This is a genomic window from Gordonia sp. PDNC005 (assembly GCF_016919385.1).
In the GTDB taxonomy this organism is placed as follows: Bacteria; Actinomycetota; Actinomycetes; order Mycobacteriales; family Mycobacteriaceae; genus Gordonia.
This window is the reverse complement of the sequence record NZ_CP070351.1, coordinates 1780109-1799410: the sequence shown is the minus strand read 5'-3', so window position 1 is coordinate 1799410 and position 19302 is coordinate 1780109. Positions and strand designations below refer to the sequence as shown.

Annotated in this window: 21 protein-coding genes; 10 read left to right on the top strand and 11 right to left on the bottom strand. The window is 65.3% G+C overall.

Going from position 1 to position 19302, the window contains the following annotated elements:
- Nucleotides 1-12: 12 nt before the first annotated feature.
- Nucleotides 13-1284 carry an NADH:flavin oxidoreductase/NADH oxidase family protein gene (locus JVX90_RS08535; protein WP_205331921.1) on the bottom strand — a complete coding sequence of 424 codons (1272 nt, stop codon included), beginning with the start codon at nt 1282-1284 and terminating at the stop codon, nt 13-15.
- A gap of 60 nt (nt 1285-1344) precedes the next feature.
- Here JVX90_RS08535 and JVX90_RS08530 point away from each other — a divergent pair, with 60 nt between their 5' ends.
- Nucleotides 1345-1917, top strand: a complete 573-nt coding sequence (locus JVX90_RS08530) for a TetR/AcrR family transcriptional regulator (RefSeq protein ID WP_205331920.1) — start codon at nt 1345-1347, stop codon at nt 1915-1917.
- Between the two features lie 19 nt (nt 1918-1936).
- Entirely contained in the window at nt 1937-2614 is a 678-nt protein-coding gene (locus JVX90_RS08525) for a type 1 glutamine amidotransferase domain-containing protein (protein WP_205331919.1), read from the top strand.
- On the opposite strand, the gene JVX90_RS08520 is transcribed toward JVX90_RS08525, so the two are convergent.
- A complete protein-coding gene (locus JVX90_RS08520; RefSeq protein ID WP_205332340.1) occupies nt 2611-3210 on the bottom strand; it encodes a TetR/AcrR family transcriptional regulator in 600 nt (199 codons plus the stop codon). The two genes, JVX90_RS08525 and JVX90_RS08520, sit on opposite strands and share 4 nt — an antisense overlap.
- A 131-nt stretch (nt 3211-3341) precedes the next feature.
- On the opposite strand from JVX90_RS08520, the gene JVX90_RS08515 reads away from it, so the two are divergent.
- The 3 genes from JVX90_RS08515 to JVX90_RS08505 are packed head-to-tail and all read left to right on the top strand — an operon-like array spanning nt 3342 to nt 6929.
- Nucleotides 3342-5135 carry an acyl-CoA dehydrogenase gene (locus tag JVX90_RS08515; RefSeq protein ID WP_205331918.1) on the top strand — a complete coding sequence of 598 codons (1794 nt, stop codon included), beginning with the start codon at nt 3342-3344 and terminating at the stop codon, nt 5133-5135.
- A 34-nt stretch (nt 5136-5169) separates the two neighbouring features.
- Complete coding sequence (locus tag JVX90_RS08510; RefSeq protein ID WP_205331917.1) at nt 5170-5931, top strand: SDR family oxidoreductase; 762 nt, start codon at nt 5170-5172, stop codon at nt 5929-5931.
- A gap of 53 nt (nt 5932-5984) precedes the next feature.
- Nucleotides 5985-6929, top strand: coding sequence for an alpha/beta fold hydrolase (locus JVX90_RS08505; RefSeq protein WP_205331916.1), 945 nt, complete (start codon nt 5985-5987; stop codon nt 6927-6929).
- Here JVX90_RS08505 and JVX90_RS08500 read toward each other — a convergent pair.
- The 4 genes from JVX90_RS08500 to JVX90_RS08485 form a co-directional block, all read right to left on the bottom strand.
- Nucleotides 6922-7680: an acyl-CoA thioesterase domain-containing protein gene (locus JVX90_RS08500; RefSeq protein ID WP_240194103.1), complete on the bottom strand. Its 759-nt coding sequence runs from the start codon at nt 7678-7680 to the stop codon at nt 6922-6924. The genes JVX90_RS08505 and JVX90_RS08500 overlap by 8 nt on opposite strands.
- Before the next feature lie 33 nt (nt 7681-7713).
- The gene (locus JVX90_RS08495; RefSeq protein WP_205331914.1) at nt 7714-8223 is read right to left on the bottom strand and encodes a GNAT family N-acetyltransferase; all 510 of its coding nucleotides are present in this window, start codon (nt 8221-8223) and stop codon (nt 7714-7716) included.
- Nucleotides 8220-9428 carry a lipid-transfer protein gene (locus JVX90_RS08490; RefSeq protein ID WP_205331913.1) on the bottom strand — a complete coding sequence of 403 codons (1209 nt, stop codon included), beginning with the start codon at nt 9426-9428 and terminating at the stop codon, nt 8220-8222. The genes JVX90_RS08495 and JVX90_RS08490 overlap by 4 nt, the downstream gene beginning before the upstream one ends.
- A 109-nt stretch (nt 9429-9537) precedes the next feature.
- Nucleotides 9538-10374, bottom strand: coding sequence for a helix-turn-helix domain-containing protein (locus JVX90_RS08485; protein ID WP_240194102.1), 837 nt, complete (start codon nt 10372-10374; stop codon nt 9538-9540).
- Between the two features lie 130 nt (nt 10375-10504).
- Between JVX90_RS08485 and JVX90_RS08480 the strand changes: the two genes are divergently transcribed.
- The 3 genes from JVX90_RS08480 to bluB are packed head-to-tail and all read left to right on the top strand — an operon-like array spanning nt 10505 to nt 12476.
- Nucleotides 10505-11290, top strand: a complete 786-nt coding sequence (locus tag JVX90_RS08480; protein ID WP_205331911.1) for an SDR family oxidoreductase — start codon at nt 10505-10507, stop codon at nt 11288-11290.
- A gap of 43 nt (nt 11291-11333) precedes the next feature.
- Nucleotides 11334-11801 (top strand): nuclear transport factor 2 family protein, encoded by a 468-nt coding sequence (locus JVX90_RS08475; protein WP_205331910.1) that lies wholly within the window; start codon nt 11334-11336, stop codon nt 11799-11801.
- Nucleotides 11802-11828: 27 nt separating this feature from the next.
- A complete protein-coding gene (gene bluB, locus JVX90_RS08470) occupies nt 11829-12476 on the top strand; it encodes a 5,6-dimethylbenzimidazole synthase (RefSeq protein WP_205331909.1) in 648 nt (215 codons plus the stop codon).
- On the opposite strand, the gene JVX90_RS08465 is transcribed toward bluB, so the two are convergent.
- The 5 genes from JVX90_RS08465 to JVX90_RS08445 form a co-directional block, all read right to left on the bottom strand.
- A complete protein-coding gene (locus JVX90_RS08465) occupies nt 12461-13039 on the bottom strand; it encodes an alpha/beta hydrolase (protein WP_205331908.1) in 579 nt (192 codons plus the stop codon). The two genes, bluB and JVX90_RS08465, sit on opposite strands and share 16 nt — an antisense overlap.
- A complete protein-coding gene (locus JVX90_RS08460; RefSeq protein ID WP_240194101.1) occupies nt 13036-14373 on the bottom strand; it encodes an MFS transporter in 1338 nt (445 codons plus the stop codon). The genes JVX90_RS08465 and JVX90_RS08460 overlap by 4 nt, the downstream gene beginning before the upstream one ends.
- Nucleotides 14374-14396: 23 nt before the next feature.
- A complete protein-coding gene (locus tag JVX90_RS08455; RefSeq protein WP_205331906.1) occupies nt 14397-15449 on the bottom strand; it encodes a 3-keto-5-aminohexanoate cleavage protein in 1053 nt (350 codons plus the stop codon).
- Nucleotides 15450-15511: 62 nt separating this feature from the next.
- Nucleotides 15512-16393: a TauD/TfdA family dioxygenase gene (locus JVX90_RS08450; RefSeq protein WP_205331905.1), complete on the bottom strand. Its 882-nt coding sequence runs from the start codon at nt 16391-16393 to the stop codon at nt 15512-15514.
- Nucleotides 16394-16420: 27 nt separating this feature from the next.
- Nucleotides 16421-17401: a quinone oxidoreductase gene (locus tag JVX90_RS08445; protein ID WP_205331904.1), complete on the bottom strand. Its 981-nt coding sequence runs from the start codon at nt 17399-17401 to the stop codon at nt 16421-16423.
- 158 nt (nt 17402-17559) lie between these two features.
- Here JVX90_RS08445 and JVX90_RS08440 point away from each other — a divergent pair, with 158 nt between their 5' ends.
- Complete coding sequence (locus tag JVX90_RS08440) at nt 17560-18567, top strand: AraC family transcriptional regulator (RefSeq protein ID WP_205331903.1); 1008 nt, start codon at nt 17560-17562, stop codon at nt 18565-18567.
- A gap of 64 nt (nt 18568-18631) precedes the next feature.
- Nucleotides 18632-19234 carry a TetR/AcrR family transcriptional regulator gene (locus JVX90_RS08435; RefSeq protein WP_205331902.1) on the top strand — a complete coding sequence of 201 codons (603 nt, stop codon included), beginning with the start codon at nt 18632-18634 and terminating at the stop codon, nt 19232-19234.
- Nucleotides 19235-19302: the final 68 nt, after the last annotated feature.

Below are 19302 nucleotides of genomic sequence, written 5' to 3'. Positions count from 1 at the left end.
TCACTCGAGTCCCTATCGCGGGCTGAGGACTCCCTCATGTGCACTTTTCGCAAGCCATCGGCGGTAACGGCGAAGCGCGAATGACTGAAGAATCGTTTCGACGACGAGCGCGATCTTCGGGTCGGCGGCAGGCCTCGGTGTGCGGCCGTCCCCGAGACGTCGCAACTGGCGACGGACACGGGCCATGCTTGCGGCCGAGGCCACGGCCTTGTCGCTGATGCGCACCGGGATCACTGTCACGGCTTCGTCGGCGTCGTGTCGCCACTGGTTCGGCAGGTCAGGGTTCATGGCGATCGCCGTGCCCATGCCGACGATGTCGACTCCCCCGGCCAGGACCTCTTCGGCGACCGACCGTCGGACCACTCCGCCGGTCAGCATGAGAGGCAGCGGACTGTCTGCGGCGAGTTCCTCGGCGAGGCTGAGGAAGTAGGCCTCGCGTGATCGGCTGCGCTCGTCACCTGCCTGCCCGGTCATCGCCGGTGCTTCGTAACTGCCGCCGGAGAGCTCGACGACGTCCACGCCCAGCGGTGCGAGCATCCTGATCACGGTTGCGGCGTCGTTGGCGTCGAATCCGCCACGTTGGAAATCGGCCGAGTTCAGTTTGACTGCCACCGCAAAAGTCGGCGACACGCGGGCTCGCACCTCCCGAACGATGTCGAGAAGCAGGCGGGCCCTGTTCTCCAGAGGGCCGCCCCAGTCGTCATCGCGCCGGTTCGACAGCGGCGAAAGGAACTGCGACAACAGATAGCCGTGTGCGGCGTGGACCTCGACTCCGTCGAAGCCGGCCTCCTCGGCGCGTGCGGCGGTGTCGGCGAAGCGAGCCACGGTCTCGTGGATCTGTTGCGCAGTCATGGCCACGGGCTCGGCGAAGCGTTTCGAGTTCTTCCCCAGCTCGACGCGGACGGCCGACGGGCCCCACGCGACGCCCGGCATGTCGGCGCGGATCTGGCGTCCTGGGTGATTGATCTGCATCCACACCTGCGCGCCGCCGGACTTGGCGGCACTGGCCCACTCGCGGAAGGGCTCGATCGGCGAATCGGAGTTCAGGACGACACCCGCGGGGCCGGTGAGCGCCTCGGCGTGCACCATCACATTGCCGGTGATGAGCAGTCCGGCGCCTCCTTCGCTCCACCGGCGGTACAGGCGGAGCAACGACTCGCCGGGAAGCTGTCCGTAGGCGGCCATGTTCTCCTCCATCGCCGCCTTGGCTAGGCGGTTCGGAATCACCGCACCGCTCGGCAACTGGAAGGGTGTGAAGACGGGGGAATCGGCTGTCGCTGGCATCGTGCTTCCTTCTGCGGTATGTTGACGGTGTACACATCACGCTAGAGAGGAAAGTTAGCGGTGTCAACATCGACGAAGAGTGCATACCATCACGGCGATCTCCGTGCGTCTCTGCTGGCGGCGGCGATGGGTCTGCTCGAAGCAGGTGAACCGTTCTCGTTGCGAGCGATCGCTCGCGAAGCGGGTGTGTCCCCCACTGCGCCATACCGCCACTTCACAGATCGCGACGCCCTCGAGTCCGCGCTCGCTGCTCAGGGGCTACGCGACTTGAAAGCCGACCTGCTCAACGGGCGCTCGATGCCGGCGACACCCTCGGATCTCGCAGACTTCGCGGTAGCGTACGTCGAGTTCGGTCTCCGCCGACCGGAGCTGTTCCGGTTGATGTTCAACAACGCGTGCGACGAGGGCAATGCCGACCGGGTGCAGGCCGCCCACGACATCCGAGAGCTCCTGCGCATCGGCATGGAGACCGTCTACCCGGGATCCGATGCCGAGAACCTCGCGACCGGCGGCTGGGCACTCGCCCACGGCCTCGCATACCTGTTCCTCGACGGCAAACTGCCCGCCGAGTCCAACGACGAGATCGCGGAGCGGGTTCACGCCGCGTTCTCCGCAGTCCTCGCAGTTCACTGAAACTAAGGAGTTCGGCGCCATGCGCATTCTCAACGTTGTCACCAACGTGGCCCACTACGACGATCCGTCGCATCCGACCGGCCTCTGGCTTTCTGAGCTCACGCACGCGTGGGACGTGTTCGAGGACGCTGGTTTCGACCAGACGATCGTCAGTCCGGCCGGTGGCCATTCGCCACTCGAGCCCCGCTCACTCAAGTTTCCGAACTACGACAAGAGTGCCAAGGCGTGGCACCGTGCCCCGGCCCGGATGGCACTGTTGGACAACACGCGCAGCCCCGATCAGATCGATCCGGCCGACTTCGACGCCATCTTCTACACCGGTGGTCATGCGGTGATGTACGACTTCCCGGGCAGCGAGGGCCTGCAACGGATCAGTCGGGAGATCTACGAGAACGGAGGTGTCGTCGCCTCGGTGTGCCACGGCTACTGTGGACTGCTCGACATCACCCTGTCGGACGGCAAGAGGCTCGTCGACGGCAAGCGCGTCACCGGGTTCGCCTGGCAGGAGGAGAAGCTCGCTCGAGTCGACAAGCTCGTGCCTTACAACGCCGAAGATGAGATGAAGGCTCGCGGTGCGCTGTACGAGAAGGGGCGGATCCCGTTCATGTCGTATGCGATCGCTGACGGAAAGCTCGTCACCGGACAGAACCCCGGATCGGCCAAGGCGACCGCCAAGCTCATCGTCGAAACTGTCTAGGCGCCCGCAATCCGAAGGGCGATGTCGCTGTAGCGTCGCGACAGTTCCTCGGCGTCGGAGACTCGCTTGGTCGGGAACCATCGGCTGACGTCGATGGCGAGCGAGGTGATCGCGAGAGTCGCCGTCGACACGTCGTCGACGTGGAACACTCGCGCGTCGACTCCGGCTTGAAGAATCGAGTCGAACAGGGCCGTCGTGGAGCGCCTGATGTCGGCGATCACGGCGAGATGATCGGGCTCGAGCGACCGCAGTTCGTGTTGGATCACGCTCGAGATCGCCGTGCGTTGCGCGTGCCAGAGGACAAATGCTTGCATCACTGCGGACAGACGTTCCGCCGGCGGCAGCGTCCGGTCGTCGGCGTCCAGGGCTGCCTGCAGGACTCCCCAGTGCCCTTCGAGGGCAATGGCGAAGAGCAGCGACTCCTTGGTCTTGTAATGCGGGTACACGGCGCCGGGGCTCAGATCGAGGCTGGCGGCGATCTCGCGTGTGGTTGCGACCCCGTAGCCCCGTGCGGCGAACACGTCTCCGGCCGCGGCGCGAATGCGGGCTGCAGCCTTCGATGTTCCGAGATGCTCGGCCAGTTCGGCCTCCGTCATGTTCGACACGTGGATATCCTTCCCTGGTCCTTGACACTCAGGCAACTGTGCTGAAGTATGCGTATGTATAGAAACTATACGAACGCATAGTTTCGTGCCTCCTGTACGCGACATCTCCGATCGGAACTCTCATGGCGCACGCACTGTCTCGACGTGATCTGGACTTCCTTCTCTACGAGTGGCTCGACGTCGAGTCGTTGACGGCATACGACCGATTCGCCGAGCACTCCCGGGAGACGTTCGACGCGGTCCTCGATCTGACCGCCGATCTCGCCGAGAAGCACTTCATCCCACATAACCGGGACGCCGACGCCAATGAACCGCACATGCTGGCCGACGGCACCGTCGAGACGATCCCGGCGGTCAAGACCGCCCTCGACGCCTACGGCGAGTCGGGCCTCATCACCGGAACCTTCGATGAGTCGATCGGTGGCATGCAACTGCCCACAACGGTCGCCCGCGCATCCATGGCCTGGTTGCAGGCCTCCAATGCCGGAACGTCGTCCTATGCTCTTCTGACCACCGCGAACGCCGCACTGCTCGCCGAGTACGGGACCGACGAGCAGATCGCGACATTTGTGAAGCCCATGCTCGAAGGTCGCTGGTTCGGGACCATGTGCCTGTCTGAGCCGCAGGCCGGATCATCGCTCGCTGACGTCTCGACGCGTGCGGAGAAGCAGGACGACGGCACATACCGCATCACCGGATCGAAGATGTGGATCTCCGGAGGAGACCAGAACCTCTCCGAGAACATCGTCCACCTCGTGCTCGCGAAGACGCCCGGCGGGGAGCCCGGCGTCAAGAGCATCTCACTGTTCATCGTCCCGAAGTTCCTCCCCCACGGCGACGGGCTCGGCGAACGCAACGACATCACGCTGACCGGCCTCAATCACAAGATGGGCAACCGCGGCACCACAAACGCAGCCCTCGCGATCGGTGACGGCACACATCTGCCGGGTGGTCGTGCGGGGGCGGTCGGTTACCTCGTCGGAGAGGAGCACAAGGGCCTCTCGTACATGTTCCACATGATGAACGAGGCCCGCATCGGCGTCGGATTCCTCGCTACCGCCCTCGGTTACGTCGGCTATCTGAAGGCCGTCGAGTACGCCGCGGGCCGCACGCAGGGTCGGCCCCTCGGCGCGAAGGACCCGTCGGCGCCGCCGGTCGCGATCATCGAGCATCCGGACGTCCGGCGGATGCTGCTCGCCCAGAAGGCGTACGTCGAAGGTGGACTCGCCCTCGGCCTCTACAGCTCCAGAATCGTCGACGACCTCGCAGTCGAGACCGATCCGGAGAGGGCCGCCGACCTCGGTCTGCTGCTCGACGTTCTGACGCCGATCGCGAAGAGTTGGCCGTCGCAGTGGTGCCTCAAAGCCAACGACCTGGCGATCCAGGTGCACGGCGGATACGGGTACACCCGTGACTACGACGTCGAACAGCACTACCGGGACAATCGGCTCAACCCGATTCACGAGGGAACCCACGGCGTGCAGGCGCTCGACCTGCTCGGCCGCAAGGTGATCATGCGCGGCGGTCGTGGCCTCGCGCTTCTCACCGAGCGGATCGCAGCCACCGTCGCTGCAGGACGTGACGCAGGCGGCGACGCGAGCACGTACGCGGGCCAGCTGGACGCCGCCTGGACTCGCATCGTCGGTGTCACCGGTGCACTGTGGGCCGACGCCGATCCGGTCGCCGCGCTGGCCAATGCAAGCGTCTATTTGGAGGCTTTCGGGCACGGCGTCGTCGCCTGGCTGTGGCTCGAGCAGTTCCTCGCTGCCGAGGGACGGGTCGGCGACTTCTATGACGGTAAGCGCATGGCGACGCGCTACTTCTTCGCCCACGAACTGCCGCAGACCGACCCATGGGTCGACCTGCTCGCCTCGCGCGACACCACCACCACCGACATGAACCCCGCGTGGTTCTGACCCCCCGCCCGACTTCCCCTGAGGAGCTGTTCAAATGAGTGTTCTTGATTCCTTCCGCCTCGACGATCGAGTGGTCATCGTCACCGGCGCGTCGTCCGGTCTAGGCGTCGCGTTTGCGCAGGCAGCCGCCGAAGCAGGTGCCGACGTTGTGCTCGCCGCCCGCCGAGTCGAGAAGCTGGCCGCCACCGCAGAGCTGGTCGAGAAGGCCGGTCGCAGGGCGCTCGCTGTGCAGACCGACGTCTCCGATCCGGAAGCATGCACCACGATGGTCGAGGCCGCGGTGGCGGAGTTCGGCAAGGTCGACGTGCTGGTGAACAACGCCGGAGTCGGAAGCGCGTACCCGGCCACCCGCGAGACTCCCGAACAGTTCCGTTCAGTGATCGATGTGAACCTGAACGGGTCGTACTGGGCTGCTCAGGCATGCGGCCGGGTCATGGGTCCGGGAAGCTCGGTCATCAACATCGCGAGCATTCTCGGCATCACCACGGCCGGTCTCCCCCAAGCCGCGTACAGCGCGAGCAAGGCTGGCGTCATCGGGTTGACCCGTGACCTCGCGCAGCAGTGGGGTGCGCGGAAAGGCATCCGCGTCAACGGCATCGCACCCGGCTTCTTCGCCACCGAGATGACCGACGAGTACGACCCGGCCTACATCCAGTCCCTGCTTCCCCGCGTGATCCTGGGACGCATGGGCGATCCAGCGGAGATCGCGGCGACCATGGTCTGGCTGGCCTCCCCTGCCGGTGGCTACGTCACCGGACAGACGATCACCGTCGACGGCGGCGTCACGATCACCTAGGGCGTGACCTGCCTGGTCTGGTCAGGCTCGTTGGGATTGGTCACACTGGTCGGATGGACTACCGAACTCAGGGCGCCTGGAGAACAGTTCAGCGACACCTTCCCGAGAGCTATCGACTCACGGCGGAGACGGAGCCGACCGAGGAGTGGTGGGAGCACGACGGCCACCACATCCACCTCGACACCTACCGAAATCCGCAAGCCCCGGTGAAGGTGATCCTGCTACACGGCGTCGGGACGAACGGCCGCCAGATGTCACTGATCCTCGGGCGGCCGCTCGCGTCCCGGGGCTACGAGACAGTGGCGGTAGACATGCCGGGTTACGGAGTCACCGACGTGGCCGACAACTCGCTCGTCAGGTATGACGACTGGGTCCGGATCGGATCGGCGCTGGTCGAGAAGGAACGAGACGGTCGGCCCATCGTGCTGTACGGCCTGTCCGCGGGTGGCATGGAGGCATTCCATGTGGCGTCGACGAACCGGCACGTCGCAGGAATCGTCGGCATGACGTTCCTCGACCAGTCGTCGGCGAAAGTGCGCCGTGATACCGCGTTCGACCCGGTGACAGGCGCCGTGGGCGGACCGGTCATGAAGTTCTTGGCCCGTACCCCCGCCCGGCGGGCACGAGTCCCCATGCGGTGGGTGAGCAAGATGCGCGCGCTGGTCAATTCACCTGCGGCGAAGAAGGACTGCTACCGGGACCGCACATCGGCGGGCAACTCGGTATCTGTGGCGTTCCTCGACTCGTACCTCAACTACCGCGCGCCGGAATCGCCCGAGCAGTTCGACGTCTGCCCGATTCTCCTGACTCAACCGGCTGCCGACAAGTGGACGCCGCTGGCGCTGTCGACACCGTTCTTGAACCGTGTCTCACGTGTGCAGGTGGACGTTGTGATGCTGGAGAACGCCGGACACTACCCGCTGGAGCAGCCGGGCCTGGATCAGATGGTCGACGCCGTCGACAGGTTCTGCCAGGCACGGCTCGCCGAGCTCAGATGAATTCGCCGAGGTCCACTTGGCGGCGTGCATTGGCGATCGCGGTGACGGTGCAATGTCCGACGAGGCCGTGCCTGTCGAACATCGTCGCGGTTCCCACAGATAGACCGGACTCACTGATCTGACTGTCGGCGCGTAGGCCGACGCTGCGGCCGATCGGAAGCCTGACCAGGGCCAACGTGGCATCCGTGTTGATGAAACCTGCTCCGGCCGTACCCCAGTGGCAGACCAGACTGGTGGTTTCCGACATGGTCACCGCACGTTGAAACGGCGTCATGTCTTCTCCCGCGACGAGCGGCGGGAACGTCTGCCACGCGGATTTCCGGCCGGCGTTCTGGTGCGTTCGGTAGTCGCGTGACCAACCGTTCTGTCCGCTTCTGATCAGCGGCGGACCGACGGCGTCGGCCCCGTCGGGCGGAGTCGGGAGTGGATCGGCGGAATGCCACAACTCTCCCGGTGGTTCGTCACTCTGCACGACGAACACCGAAGTCGCGCGTGCCCGCACTTCGCCGTCCTGCACTACTGAGGCGTCGACTACAGACATTCGGGCGCCCCGCCTGACCACCGTGGTCCGCGTAGTGAATCCGTCGGACCGGACGGGTTTCACAAGATCGACGGTGAATCGGAGTGGCGACAGTCCGGAGTCGGTCATCTCGGTTTCGACGGCTCGTGCCAGCGCGCCGCAGACCGCGTATCCGCCGACTTGGGTGGCCGACCACGGACTGATCGCCAGCGTCTCTGCGTGCAAGGACATGTCGTCCTGGACTGTGAAGAAGGACATCCGCGGTCAGTCCAGTTCCAGGCGCATGCAGGCGCGTGGCCACCGGTCGAGGCCGTGGTCGGCCTCGGCCGCGCGAATCGCGCGCAGCCCCGGAGTTTCGCGGACCGTCGGCAGGTACTCGAAGCCGAGGCGTCGGTAGTACGGCCCGTTCCAGGGGACGTCGATGAATGTCGTCAAGGTGACCGCGGAGGAGCCGCTCGTTCGGGCATCGTTGATCACCGTGTTGATCAGCGCCGCTCCGATCCCGGAGCGCCCGTGGTCGGGGTGTACCGACACCTGCTCGAGGTGAGACGCACCGTCGATCTCGGCGGCGCAGGCGTAGCCGATCGGCTGATCGTCCTGGTCGACCGCCACCCAGAGGCGACCGTTCGCCAAAAACGGTCCGAGTTCCTGAATCGTCATCGGTTCGTCGAACGCGACCGGTTCCATGTTGATCTCCGCGAAGAGCGCACCTGCTGCCCGTTCTATCTCTCCGATCGTCGACAGCTCTGATGACCGCGCGAGTCGGATCGTCATCGATCCGCGCGCTGATAGGCCGTGACCACGGCGGCCCCACCCAGCCCGATGTTGTGCTGGAGCGCCGCGGTGACGCCGTCCACCTGCCGTTTGTCGGCGTCACCGCGCAGTTGCCACGTGAGTTCGGAGCATTGGGCGAGCCCTGTTGCGCCGAGAGGGTGGCCCTTCGAGATGAGACCGCCGGACGGATTCACGACCCACTTGCCGCCGTAGGTGGTAGCACCGTTGTCGATCAGCCGCGGCGCGTCGCCCTCGGCGCACAGTCCGAGAGCTTCGTACAGCAGCAGTTCGTTCGCCGAGAAGCAGTCGTGCAGTTCGATCACGTGGAAGTCGTCCGGGCCGAGGCCCGACTGGTCGTACACACGCCGTGCGGCCTGCACGTTCATGTCGTACCCGATGAGATTCTTCGCCGATCCGTCGAAGGTGCTCGCGAAGTCTGTCGTCATCGACTGCCCGACGATCTCGACGGCACGCCCGGCGAGGGCGTGCTTGTCGACGAACGCCTCGGACGCCAGCACAACGGCACCGGAACCGTCCGACGTCGGTGAACACTGCAATTTCGTCAGGGGTTCGTAGATCGAGCGCGACGCGAGGACTTCGTCGAGCGTGTACTCGTCCTGGAACTGCGAGTACGGATTGTTCACCGAATGCCTGTGGTTCTTTACTCCGATCTTCGCGAAGTGTTCGGGGGTGCTGCCGTGCTGTTGCATGTGCTCCCGGCCCGCGACGCCGAACATCCACGGTGCCGGCGGCATCGCGAAGTCGGCGATCTTCCCGAGGGCGGTCATGTGCTGTGCGAGCGGATTCTCCCGGTCGTCGAATGTCGCTCCGAGGGAGCCCGGCTGCATCTTCTCAAACCCCAAAGCCAGTGTGCAGTCCGCGAGTCCGCCACGGATCACTTGCGCCGCCATGAACAGCGCCGTCGACCCTGTCGAACAGTTGTTGTTGACGTTGACTATGGGGATGCCGGTCAGGCCGAGTTCGTACGCGGCACGCTGGCCCGCTGTCGACTCGCCGAAGACGTAGCCGACGTAGGCCTGCTCGATGTCGGTGTGGTCGACGCCGGCGTCCGACAGCGCTGCCGTTCCTGCTTCTCGAGCCATGTCCGGGTAGTCCCACACCGAGCCGTCGTCGTTCCGGCGTCGTCCGGGCTTCTCGAACTTGGTCATTCCGACACCGATGACGAAGACCCTGTTGCCTGCCATTCTCATTCCTCTCCCACCGCCCGGTTCTGTAACAGGTTCTACCTCATGTCTGTTCGTGGTGCGGGATTTCGGGTCTAGCTGCTGGTTGCGCACGTGAGGAGGCAGCGGTTCACCAGAGGGCGGTCACCCGTGAGGCGGCCTCCACCAGCGCACGCCCGAGGTCGGTGCGTTCGTCTGCAGAAACCGCCGATCTCAGCACGCCGAGCTGCAGCTCGTAATCGGTCGATCCCCGCCGAACAACCGGAGCGGCGAGGTAACTGAGCGGCAGCGGGCTGCTGGTGTCGAGATCGCCCAAGCGGTACGCGCGCGAACTCAACTCGGAGAGTTGGCGCGTCGCCGATCGGCGGACGGCCGGGTCGATCAACATCGGCCCGACCGCACCCAGGAGATCCGCGAGAGATTCGACGAGGGACGCGTCGCTTGACGCGGGGCGATAGGCCGCATGACCGAGCGTCAGCACGACGTCGAGCACACTGTGTCGGCGATCAGGATCGGCGCCATGCGCTCCCGCCCACGCCACCTGTTCGTCCTCGCCACGCATCGCCATGACCGCTGCGCCCGCGGGATAACCGACCGTCAGCGACTGCCCGAGGCCCAGTCCGGGGACCGGGCGAGTCTGCGAGTGGACTTTGCCGACAACAGTCATCCGGTCAGCGGTGAATCTGCTGAGAGTGGTGCCGCATCCGGTCTCGGCTGCGAGTTCCTCCATGACGGCGATGATGTCGGGCGTGACGATCGACGACTCCCCCGACCCGCTGTGTGACAGTCCGGCGATCGCGGCACCGATGCGATAGCCGCGCGACGCGTCGCGGACGGCCCATCCGGCGCTGTCGAGCTCGGCGAGGATCGCAGACATGGTGGGTCGGGAGATGCCCAAGGTGTCGGCGATCTGCGCGATCGTCCGCGGCTCGTCTGTCTCGCTGAGGAGTTGGAGTGTTTCGATCACGCGACGGGTGGGTGGTGAACCGGCCATGTGCGGGACGTCCCCCTTGTTTAGAACGGCAGCTGCGGCTACGGTGTGCCGGATATTCACACTGTATTGATCGAATATTCGATTAGCAAGGGGCCGCAGAGACATGCTCGAGAAGTTTCAGATGAAAGGTCGCGTGGCGATCGTGACCGGTGCCGGACGTGGAATCGGTGCGGCGATCGCGCTCGGATTCGCCGAGGCCGGTGCCGATGTCGTCATCTCCGCGCGCACCGACTCCGACCTCGAGGACGTGGCGTCGAAGATCACCGCCAATGGGCGTCGGGCCGTGACCGTCCCGCTCGATATGGCGTCCGGAGACCCGGCTGTGCTGGTCGCTGCAGCAGTGGAGAACTTCGGCCGACTGGATGTGGTCGTCAACAACGTCGGCGGCGCGATGCCCAAGCCGTTCATGAACACTTCGGTCGGCGACCTCGTCGGGGCGTTCTCCTTCAATGTGGGCACCGCGCACGCGCTTTCTCTGGCGGCCGTACCCGAACTGCTGAAGAACGACGACGGCGGTTCCATCATCAACGTGTCATCGTCGATCGGACGTTTCGCCGGACGCGGCTACTTGGCGTACGGAACTGCCAAGGCCGCTGTCGCCCATTACACCCGCCTCGCGGCGGAAGACCTCGCACCGCGCATCCGGGTGAACGCGATCGCACCGGGGTCGATTCTCACGCCTGCGCTCGGCTACGTCGCACAGAACGATGAGATGCGGACTGCCATCGAACAGAAGACACCACTGCGCCGGATCGGTGAACCCGACGAGATCGCTGCAACGGCGGTGTACCTCGCCAGCGACGCCGGCCGGTACATGACAGGCAAGATCGTCGAAGTGGACGGGGGCCTCGGCGCCCCGAACTTCGCATTGCCGATCCCCGACCTGTGACACTCGCCGCCAACCGCCACCACTGTCCTGACGAAAGGTTCCGATGACCACCGCCGACACGATCCGCGAGATCGAAGAACTCAAGTACCGCTACCTGCGCGCTGTCGACACCCGTGACTGGGACGCGCTCGCCGACACACTCACGGACGATGTGGTGACCGACTACGGAACGCAGATGGGCGGAAAGAAGCTCGCATTCACCAGTCGCGACGCGGTTCTCGACTACTTCCGCGGAGCGATGAAGGGCACGTTGATCACCGAACACCGGGTGGATCATCCGGTGATCCGCGTGGACGGCGACACCGCAACCGGATCGTGGTACCTCCAGGACCGAGTGATCGTCCCCGACTACGACCGGATGATCGTCGGAGCGGCGTTCTACCGAGACGAGTACCGGCGGACCGATGACGGCTGGAAGATCTCCTCGACAGGCTACGACCGGACGTATGAGGCCGTCGGCATCCTGTCCGCCGGGGGTTGGCACATCACACCGGGACCGGCGGTCAACTGAGCCGCCATCACGGGGTACGGTCGCCCGATGGGTACGAACAAGGACGGTACGTTCAGCGCTGAGTTCGTCGACGAACTGGACGAACTGCTCCGCTGGCGCCGCGACGTTCGTCGCTTCCGGACCGATCCGCTCGCCGACGGTGTGCTCGACGAGATCCTCGCCTCCGCCGAACTGTCTCCATCGGTCGGCAACAGCCAGCCGTGGAGGTGGGTCCAAGTGGTGTCCGACGTTCCCCGAGCAGCGGTCAAGGCAAGCTTCGAGCGGTGCAATGCCGAGGCGCTGGACGGCTACCGGGGCGAGAAGGCGAAGGTGTACACCGGTCTCAAGCTCGCCGGTCTCGACGACGCACCCGTTCATCTCGCGGTGTTCTGCGTCCCGGAACCCCACCAGGGCGCAGGCCTCGGACGACGCACGATGCCGCAAACCCTCGAGTACTCGGTGGTGACGGCGATCTCAACGCTGTGGTTGGCCGCCCGCGCTCGCGGTGTGGGCGTCGGCTGGGTGTCGATTCTGGAACCTGACGCAGTCGCCCGGGCGTTGGACGTCCCGGGCGACTGGATTCTTGTCGGATATCTGTGTGTGGGCTACCCGGAGACGCTGGAGCAGACACCGGAGCTCGAACGGCTCGGGTGGCAGGCTCGCACGTCGCCGGAAGTCCGCTACGAGGTGCGCTGAAGCGCGATCTCGGTGATCAGGTCATCGACGAGCGGCCACTCGCCGAACCCGGAGGCCGGATTGAGATGTCCCGCGTCTCCGAGGTCGACCAGTCTGCTCCCCCACACCTCGGCGAGCCCAGCGCTGGAACGCATACGGGCCAGCGGGTCGTTGCGGCTCGCAGCCAGGATCGACGGAAACGGCAACCTCGCCCGCGGAATGGGCGTCCACCCCTCGGCCGCCAACTCTGTGGGCCGCGGATGCGGTTCGGGCCAATCGACGTCGAAGTCGGGCGGCGTCGCAAGCACGGCACCGATCACCGAGTCGGTCGACATCCCGGCAGTCCGTGCCCAGTGAACCGTGGCGAGCACACCTGCGCTGTGGGCGAGCAGGATGACCGAACCGTCCACCGCGGCGACCGCGTCCTCGATGAGCGCGGTACGAGCGTGCAGGTCGTGCCACCGATCCTTCGGCGGGAACCCGACGGTGACCGTACCGGGTGTGCGTGCGGCGTACAGCTCCTGCCAGTGCGCCGGTGCAGCGCCGCGGAGCCCGGGGACGACCACCACGGTCGGCGCGCTCATCGCTCGACTCGGGTCGACAGGGCCTGGAGTTTCGCAAGGCCGCGCGGGTGCAGCCGTCGTCCGATGTACATCGCGGCGGCCGCCGGGATGTAGACCAGCGGTGCGATGGCGAGGGCGTCGGCCAGAGACATGTGGTCCGCGAGCACGCCGATGACGAATGGCGCCGCGGCGAGGCCGAGAAGATTGTTCGCCAAGGTCAGGGTTCCCATGGCTGAGGCCTGCACCGACTTGTGAGTGAGAGACGCCACCATCGCGGCCGTGGTGCCGGAGCAACCCGCCGAGAAGAACGCGCCGACCGCCATCAGTGCCAGTTGAAGTCCACCTGTCGGAAGCTGGAACGCGATCCCCAACGAGATGAACGCGAACGAGCAGAACCCGATGCCTGCGGTCCATTTGCGGGTGGGGTCCTGGCGACTGACGCGGTCCGCGATCACGCCGCACACGATCATGCCGGTGCCGACGAGGAGCACGAACAACGCTGCTGCGCCGCCCGCCTTGTCGACGGTCATCGTGTACTCCTCTTTGAAGAACGTCGGGAGCCATGTGAGCATCACGGCTGCCATGAACATCTGCAGGCCGCTGCCGATGTAAGCGCAGATGACGGCGGGGTTGGTGAACAGGCTCGACAGCGGAGCCCTGGCGCCCTTGGGCGCGTCGGCCTTGGCGGGCGCGGCGGGAGCGTCGTCAACGGCCTGGTGTCGGCGGACCCTCGTCTCGGTGACGATCACCTTGAACGCTGCGACAAGCAGCAGTCCGAGCACGGCCATCGCGCCGATCGACCAGCGCCATCCGAAGTGAACGGCGACGACGCCGCCGACCGCGGTGCCGATCATGGTCCCGAACGATCCGCCCGCCATGAACGCGGCGGACAAGGCTGCGTGAACACGCGGAGCGAAGAGGCTGAGGACCAATGCGATGCCGACGCTGCCGTACGCGGCCTCGCCGACTCCGACGAAGAAGCGAGCGATCAGCAGTTGCTCATAGCTCTGCGCGAAGGCACACGCGAGCGTGGCGATCGACCACAGGATCGCCATCACCACCAGGCTGCGGACCCTGCCCCACCTGTCGGCGAGGATCGAGATCGGCAGCGTGAGCAGACCGACCATCAGGGCGACGACCGAGATCAGCGATCCGAGCTGTCCTTTGTCGAGGGCGAGCTCCTCCCCGAGCGGCACGAAGACCGCAGCGAGAACCTGTCGGGACATGTAGTCCGACAGCAACAGGGCGAACGCGAGTCCGAAGACGATCCACGGGTAGACCCGCCTGCGGGACGAGGTGCGTCCCACAGGCAGATCAACCGTGGCCGGTGCATCGACAGCCGTTCGAGGCGTCATGAGGGCCATTGTCGTCTCAGTCCTTACGCGTGCTGGGTGAATCCGAGCTGACCGGGCTGACGGTTCGGCGCGTAGCCGAGCTTTGCGAGGGTCTCGTCGATCGACGAGTACTGCTCGCCGATGCGGTAGATGTCCCGTGCCTCCTTGCCGGTGGCGACTTCGCGGCCGAGCTCGTTGCTGATGCGCACGAGCTGTCGTACCTGCTCGACAGAGGTGATCTTCTCGCCCTTGTGGCGCCAGATGGTGTCCTCGTTGCCGCAGCGGGTGTGCAGGCCCATCGCGATCGCCAACGTGTTCACCGGCAGGACAGACCGCATGAGGGTCTCGAGGGTGAGCATCGCGCCGTCGGGAACACGCTGCATGAAGTTCGCGATGTTGTACGGATTAGGACCGTCGAAACCACCGCCGATGCCCACCCAGGTGAGGTTGAGCGGTCCCATGTACTTACCGCGACGGATCAGACGTTCGACGGTCTCGAGCTGTGGGATCGACGACAGCTGGAAGTGCGGCTGGATGCCGTTGGCGGTGAGGCGGCGGAGGTGCTCTTCAACCCAGCCGGGACCCGCGGGGACGGTCATCTCGCGGTAGGTGTCGTACAGCTCGGGACGCTGCATGGACGTGCCGGCGATGTCGTCGTCGGTCATCAGCTCCATGATGTTCATCTGGCTGGAGTTGATCGCGATGGTGACCTGGTCGGGCTTCGGGTCGAGTTCGGCGAGCATGTGACGGGTGTCGTCCGAGAGCCACTTCGCGTCGGCGCCGTCCCCCTCGGGTGCGAACGAGATCGAGCCCCCTACCTGCAGGATCATGTCCGGCACCGCTTCGCGGAGTCCGGCGAGGAGCTCGTTGAACTTCGAGAGGCGCTTGCTGCCCTTGCCGTCGAGTTCACGGACGTGGATGTGCAGAACAGTCGCGCCCGCCTCGTAGCAGTCGACGGCCTGCTGAACGTGCTGCTCGATGCTCAGTGGCAGGTCCTCGGGGAAGTCGTCGACCTCCCACTCGGGACCGTACGGGGCGACGGTGATGACCTGCTTCTCCTGGACCTCGGGGAAGAAAGAGTCGTCGTGGAAATGCATGGGTTTCTCCTAGTGTGGTGGGTTTCTCGGGGTCTGTGTGGTCGATTTGCGGGACTGCGGGATCAGTACGGGCGGTCGCCGACGATGCCTGCGCGTTCCATGCGGCGGACGGCCGGCCAGTAGTCCTGAACGGCGTAGTGCTGCGTGCAGCGGTTGTCCCAGATGGCGAAACTGTCGGGTGTCCACCGCCAGCGGACCTGGAACTCGGGCACTGATGCCTGGCGGATGAGGTAGTTCAGCAACTCCGACGCACCTGGCGCGTAGTCGTATCCGAACCGGACGTTGTCGGGTGTGTGAAAGTTGGTGAGGTGCGTGGCGAACGCGTTCACGAACAGGATCTTCTCGCCGGTGTCCGGATGTGTTCGAACCACCGGGTGCTCGGCGTCCGGGAACATGGCGTGCAGCCCCGCGCGCTTCTCAGGCGTCATCGCTGCGCCGAAGCTCGCCTCGATCGAGTGACGAGCAGTGAGACCGTTGATGCGGCGCTTCACATCGTCGGGCAACGCGTTGTACGCCGCGACCATGTCCACCCAGATGGTGTCGCCGCCGACGGCGGGGCCTTCCACACAACGGAGGACGGAACCGAAGGGTGGGCACTCCCGCCAGGTCGCATCGCAGTGGAAGGCGTTCTCGTAGTGCTCGGCGGGGCTGTCGAGGTCCTTGTAGATCCGGACGAGGCCGGGGTGGTCGGGATCCGACGACGCGACCGGATGATCCTCGAGGTCGCCGAATCTGCGGGCGAGTGCCACGTGGTCGGCTCGACTGATCGCTTGGTCGCGGACGAAGAGCACCTTGTGCTCCACGAGCAGACCACGAAGATCGGCGAACAGGTCGTCGTCATGGGCGACTGCGGCGAGATCGACGTCGAACAACTCGGCGCCGAGGTGGGCGGTGAGGCGTTCGGCGCGGATCGATGTGCGAGGCGCGTCGTGGGTGAGTGTCATGGCAGTTCTCCTCTTCGAGGGCGACGTTCAGACGGTGAGGATCGACGAGCCGGTGAGAGCACCCGACTCGAGTTCGGTGTGAGCACGGGATGCTTCGGCAAGCGGGTAGGTCTGATTGACCTGGACCGTGATGCGGCCCGCGGCGATGTGGCCGAACAGTTCACCGGCGAGTTCGGCACGTTCGGCCGGATCGGCGATGTAGTCGGCGAGGCCCGGACGCGTGACGAACAGCGAACCCTTGATCGCGAGCTGCATCGGATCGATCGGCGGAATCGGGCCAGAGGAGGTGCCGAAGCAGACGAGCAAACCGCGCTTGGCGAGGCAGTCGAGCGATGTCGCGTAGGTGGTCTTGCCGATGCTGTCGAGGACCACGGGCACTCCCGCACCGTCGGTGATCTCACGGACCCGTTCTGCGGTGTCCTCGTCGCGGTAGTACACGATGTGGTCGACGCCGGCGGCCTGGGCCACGGCCGCCTTCTCAGGAGTCGACACCGTCCCGATCACGTTGAGACCGAGGAGCTTGGCCCACTGCGCGACGATCAGCCCGACGCCTCCTGCAGCCGCGTGCAGGAGAATCGTGTCGCCCTCGCGGTAGTCGGTGATCCGCCGCATCAGATATGCGGCGGTGAGGCCGCGCATGGTGCACGCCGCCGCGGTCTCGAACGAGATGTCGTCCGGCAGTGCGATGAGGTGACGAGCCGGCAGAACGAAGTGTGTGCTGTACGCCCCGAGCGGTGAGCCCGTGTAGGTGTAGGTCACGCGGTCGCCGACGTTGTAGTCGGTGACGCCTGCGCCGACTGCTTCGACAACGCCCGACGCTTCGACGCCCATGCCGTTGGGCAGGGGTACCGGGTAGAGGCCGGTGCGGTAGTACGTGTCGGCGAAGTTGAGCCCGATCGCGTGGTGGCGCACGCGTACTTCCCCGGCGGCCGGGTCGCCGACGACGACGTCTTCGAGCTGGAGGACGTCGGGTCCGCCGACCTTGTGGAAGCGAATCGCCTGTGCCATGTGAATCGTGATCCTCTCAGTGGCCCGCGGGCCTCGCCGTGATGTGATGCGAACGACACTATGGGCCGGAACGTGGCTAAACTGTTCATGACGGGACGGATAACTGTTCACATCGGGACAGGGTCGTGATGGTCGTCACGAATGCGACGAGGAGTGATGTGAAACCACTTGCGCGGTACGCCTCGTTGGCGAACTACGTTGATCTCGCGAGATCACTCGGTGTCGACGCATTCGGGATGCTGCGATCAGTCGGGCTCGATCCGGGTGGAATCGGTCTGCAGGACAGGTGGATACCCGCGGAAGCGGTCGTCGCGTTGCTTGAGGCGACAGCGGCGCAGGCGGGCCGCGACGACATCGGGCTCCGGTTAGCTGAGCTTCGTCGGCTGTCTCATCTCGGCCCGCTCAGTCTCGTGCTCCGTGAGGAGTCGAGCATGCGGAACGCCTTGTCGATGCTGATCCGTCACGAACGGATGTACAACGAGGCTCTGCACACCAGCTTGTCGGTCGCCGACGACGTCGCCACTGTGCAGATCGAGATCGATCTGGGTTTCCCCGCTTCGGACCGGCAGTCCATCGACCTCGGCGTCGGCGTCCTCTACTCGCTGATGAGGGAGTTGTCGCCTCCCACGTGGCGTCCCCTGTCGGTGTCGTTCACTCACTCCCCTCCGGCCGACCAGGCGATGGCCACTCGCATGTTCGCCGGGCTCGCGCGGTACGACCGCGACTTCGACGGCGTCACGTTTCATGCCTCCGACCTGGACACGAGGATCGGCGCGTCGGATCCACAGCTGCTCGAGTACACGCGGCGGATGCTCGCCGACACCAGCGCAGAGAATGCGCCGACGGTCGCCAAACGCACCAAACAGCTGGTCGAGATGTTGTTGCCGACCGGACGGTGCTCAGTTGATCAGGTCGCGCGCAGCCTCGGCGTCGACCGTCGGACCGTGCATCGACGATTGGATGCCGAAGGGACCACGTTCACCGCCGTGGTCGATGACACCAGGGCGGCGCTCGCCGGGCATCTGGTGGCCGGACGCCGCTATTCGTTGACCGAGATCGCTTCGATTCTGGGGTTCTCCAGTCCATCGAACTTCTCACGATGGTTCCGCGGACGGTTCGACTGCACCCCACGTGAGTGGCGGGCTGCGCGGTCTGACGGCAGGTGACTGCGATACTCGATCTGCGTGCCCGCCGATCTCGGTGCGCTGTTCGCCTTCGGAGGGATGTCAAATGGTTTACGTGGAGTCGGGCGAACGTCGCCGGCAGGTCATCGACGCCGCCCGCGTCGCTTTGATGCGCGATGGAGTCGGCCGCGTGTCGATGCGGGTTGTGGCCGCTGAAGCGGGAATCCCGCTCGGCACCCTCCAATACGTCTTTCCGACGAAGCTGAGTCTCCTCGAAGCCGTCATCGATGATGTCGTCGACGAGATCGCAGGCGTTCTTCGGAAATCGGGATCGGTCGACTCAGGCTTGGAGAACTCGATTCGCGTCGGTGTCAGGACATTCTGGTCGACACTCGTCGTCGAACACGCCGACCTCCAGCTCCTTCAGTACGAACTGGTCACACATGCGTTGAGAACGCCTGGCCTGCAGGAACTTCCACGCCGCCAGTACGACTCGTACGTGGACGCCGTCGCGTCGTGGTTCACCGCCGCCGCGGACCGTTCCGGCGAGTCCACGGAACTCGAGTTCGACCAACTCGCACGCCTGCTCATCGGAGGCATAGACGGACTTCTCCTGCAGAGTGTCGTGAACCCGGACAACGCCCGCTCCGAACGAGACCTCGATCGCGTCGTCGACATGGTCGTCGCCGTCGCGGGCATCTCCGTCTGACCGGAGGCTCTTGATCTTCGGTGTGATCCGCCTTACGCTCTGCACACAGTCATACGACTGACTGAGTT

Excerpts from the sequence above, each read along its gene's own strand:
- JVX90_RS08535 (WP_205331921.1), bottom strand. The coding sequence starts at position 1,284 with ATGCCAGCGACAGCCGATTCCCCCGTCTTCACACCCTTCCAGTTGCCG.
- JVX90_RS08525 (WP_205331919.1), top strand. The coding sequence starts at position 1,937 with ATGCGCATTCTCAACGTTGTCACCAACGTGGCCCACTACGACGATCCG.
- JVX90_RS08520 (WP_205332340.1), bottom strand. The coding sequence starts at position 3,210 with ATGACGGAGGCCGAACTGGCCGAGCATCTCGGAACATCGAAGGCTGCA.
- JVX90_RS08515 (WP_205331918.1), top strand. The coding sequence starts at position 3,342 with ATGGCGCACGCACTGTCTCGACGTGATCTGGACTTCCTTCTCTACGAG.
- JVX90_RS08510 (WP_205331917.1), top strand. The coding sequence starts at position 5,170 with ATGAGTGTTCTTGATTCCTTCCGCCTCGACGATCGAGTGGTCATCGTC.
- JVX90_RS08505 (WP_205331916.1), top strand. The coding sequence starts at position 5,985 with ATGGACTACCGAACTCAGGGCGCCTGGAGAACAGTTCAGCGACACCTT.
- JVX90_RS08500 (WP_240194103.1), bottom strand. The coding sequence starts at position 7,680 with ATGTCCTTGCACGCAGAGACGCTGGCGATCAGTCCGTGGTCGGCCACC.
- JVX90_RS08495 (WP_205331914.1), bottom strand. The coding sequence starts at position 8,223 with ATGACGATCCGACTCGCGCGGTCATCAGAGCTGTCGACGATCGGAGAG.
- JVX90_RS08490 (WP_205331913.1), bottom strand. The coding sequence starts at position 9,428 with ATGGCAGGCAACAGGGTCTTCGTCATCGGTGTCGGAATGACCAAGTTC.
- JVX90_RS08480 (WP_205331911.1), top strand. The coding sequence starts at position 10,505 with ATGCTCGAGAAGTTTCAGATGAAAGGTCGCGTGGCGATCGTGACCGGT.
- JVX90_RS08475 (WP_205331910.1), top strand. The coding sequence starts at position 11,334 with ATGACCACCGCCGACACGATCCGCGAGATCGAAGAACTCAAGTACCGC.
- bluB (WP_205331909.1), top strand. The coding sequence starts at position 11,829 with ATGGGTACGAACAAGGACGGTACGTTCAGCGCTGAGTTCGTCGACGAA.
- JVX90_RS08465 (WP_205331908.1), bottom strand. The coding sequence starts at position 13,039 with ATGAGCGCGCCGACCGTGGTGGTCGTCCCCGGGCTCCGCGGCGCTGCA.
- JVX90_RS08460 (WP_240194101.1), bottom strand. The coding sequence starts at position 14,373 with ATGACGCCTCGAACGGCTGTCGATGCACCGGCCACGGTTGATCTGCCT.
- JVX90_RS08455 (WP_205331906.1), bottom strand. The coding sequence starts at position 15,449 with ATGCATTTCCACGACGACTCTTTCTTCCCCGAGGTCCAGGAGAAGCAG.
- JVX90_RS08450 (WP_205331905.1), bottom strand. The coding sequence starts at position 16,393 with ATGACACTCACCCACGACGCGCCTCGCACATCGATCCGCGCCGAACGC.
- JVX90_RS08445 (WP_205331904.1), bottom strand. The coding sequence starts at position 17,401 with ATGGCACAGGCGATTCGCTTCCACAAGGTCGGCGGACCCGACGTCCTC.
- JVX90_RS08435 (WP_205331902.1), top strand. The coding sequence starts at position 18,632 with ATGGTTTACGTGGAGTCGGGCGAACGTCGCCGGCAGGTCATCGACGCC.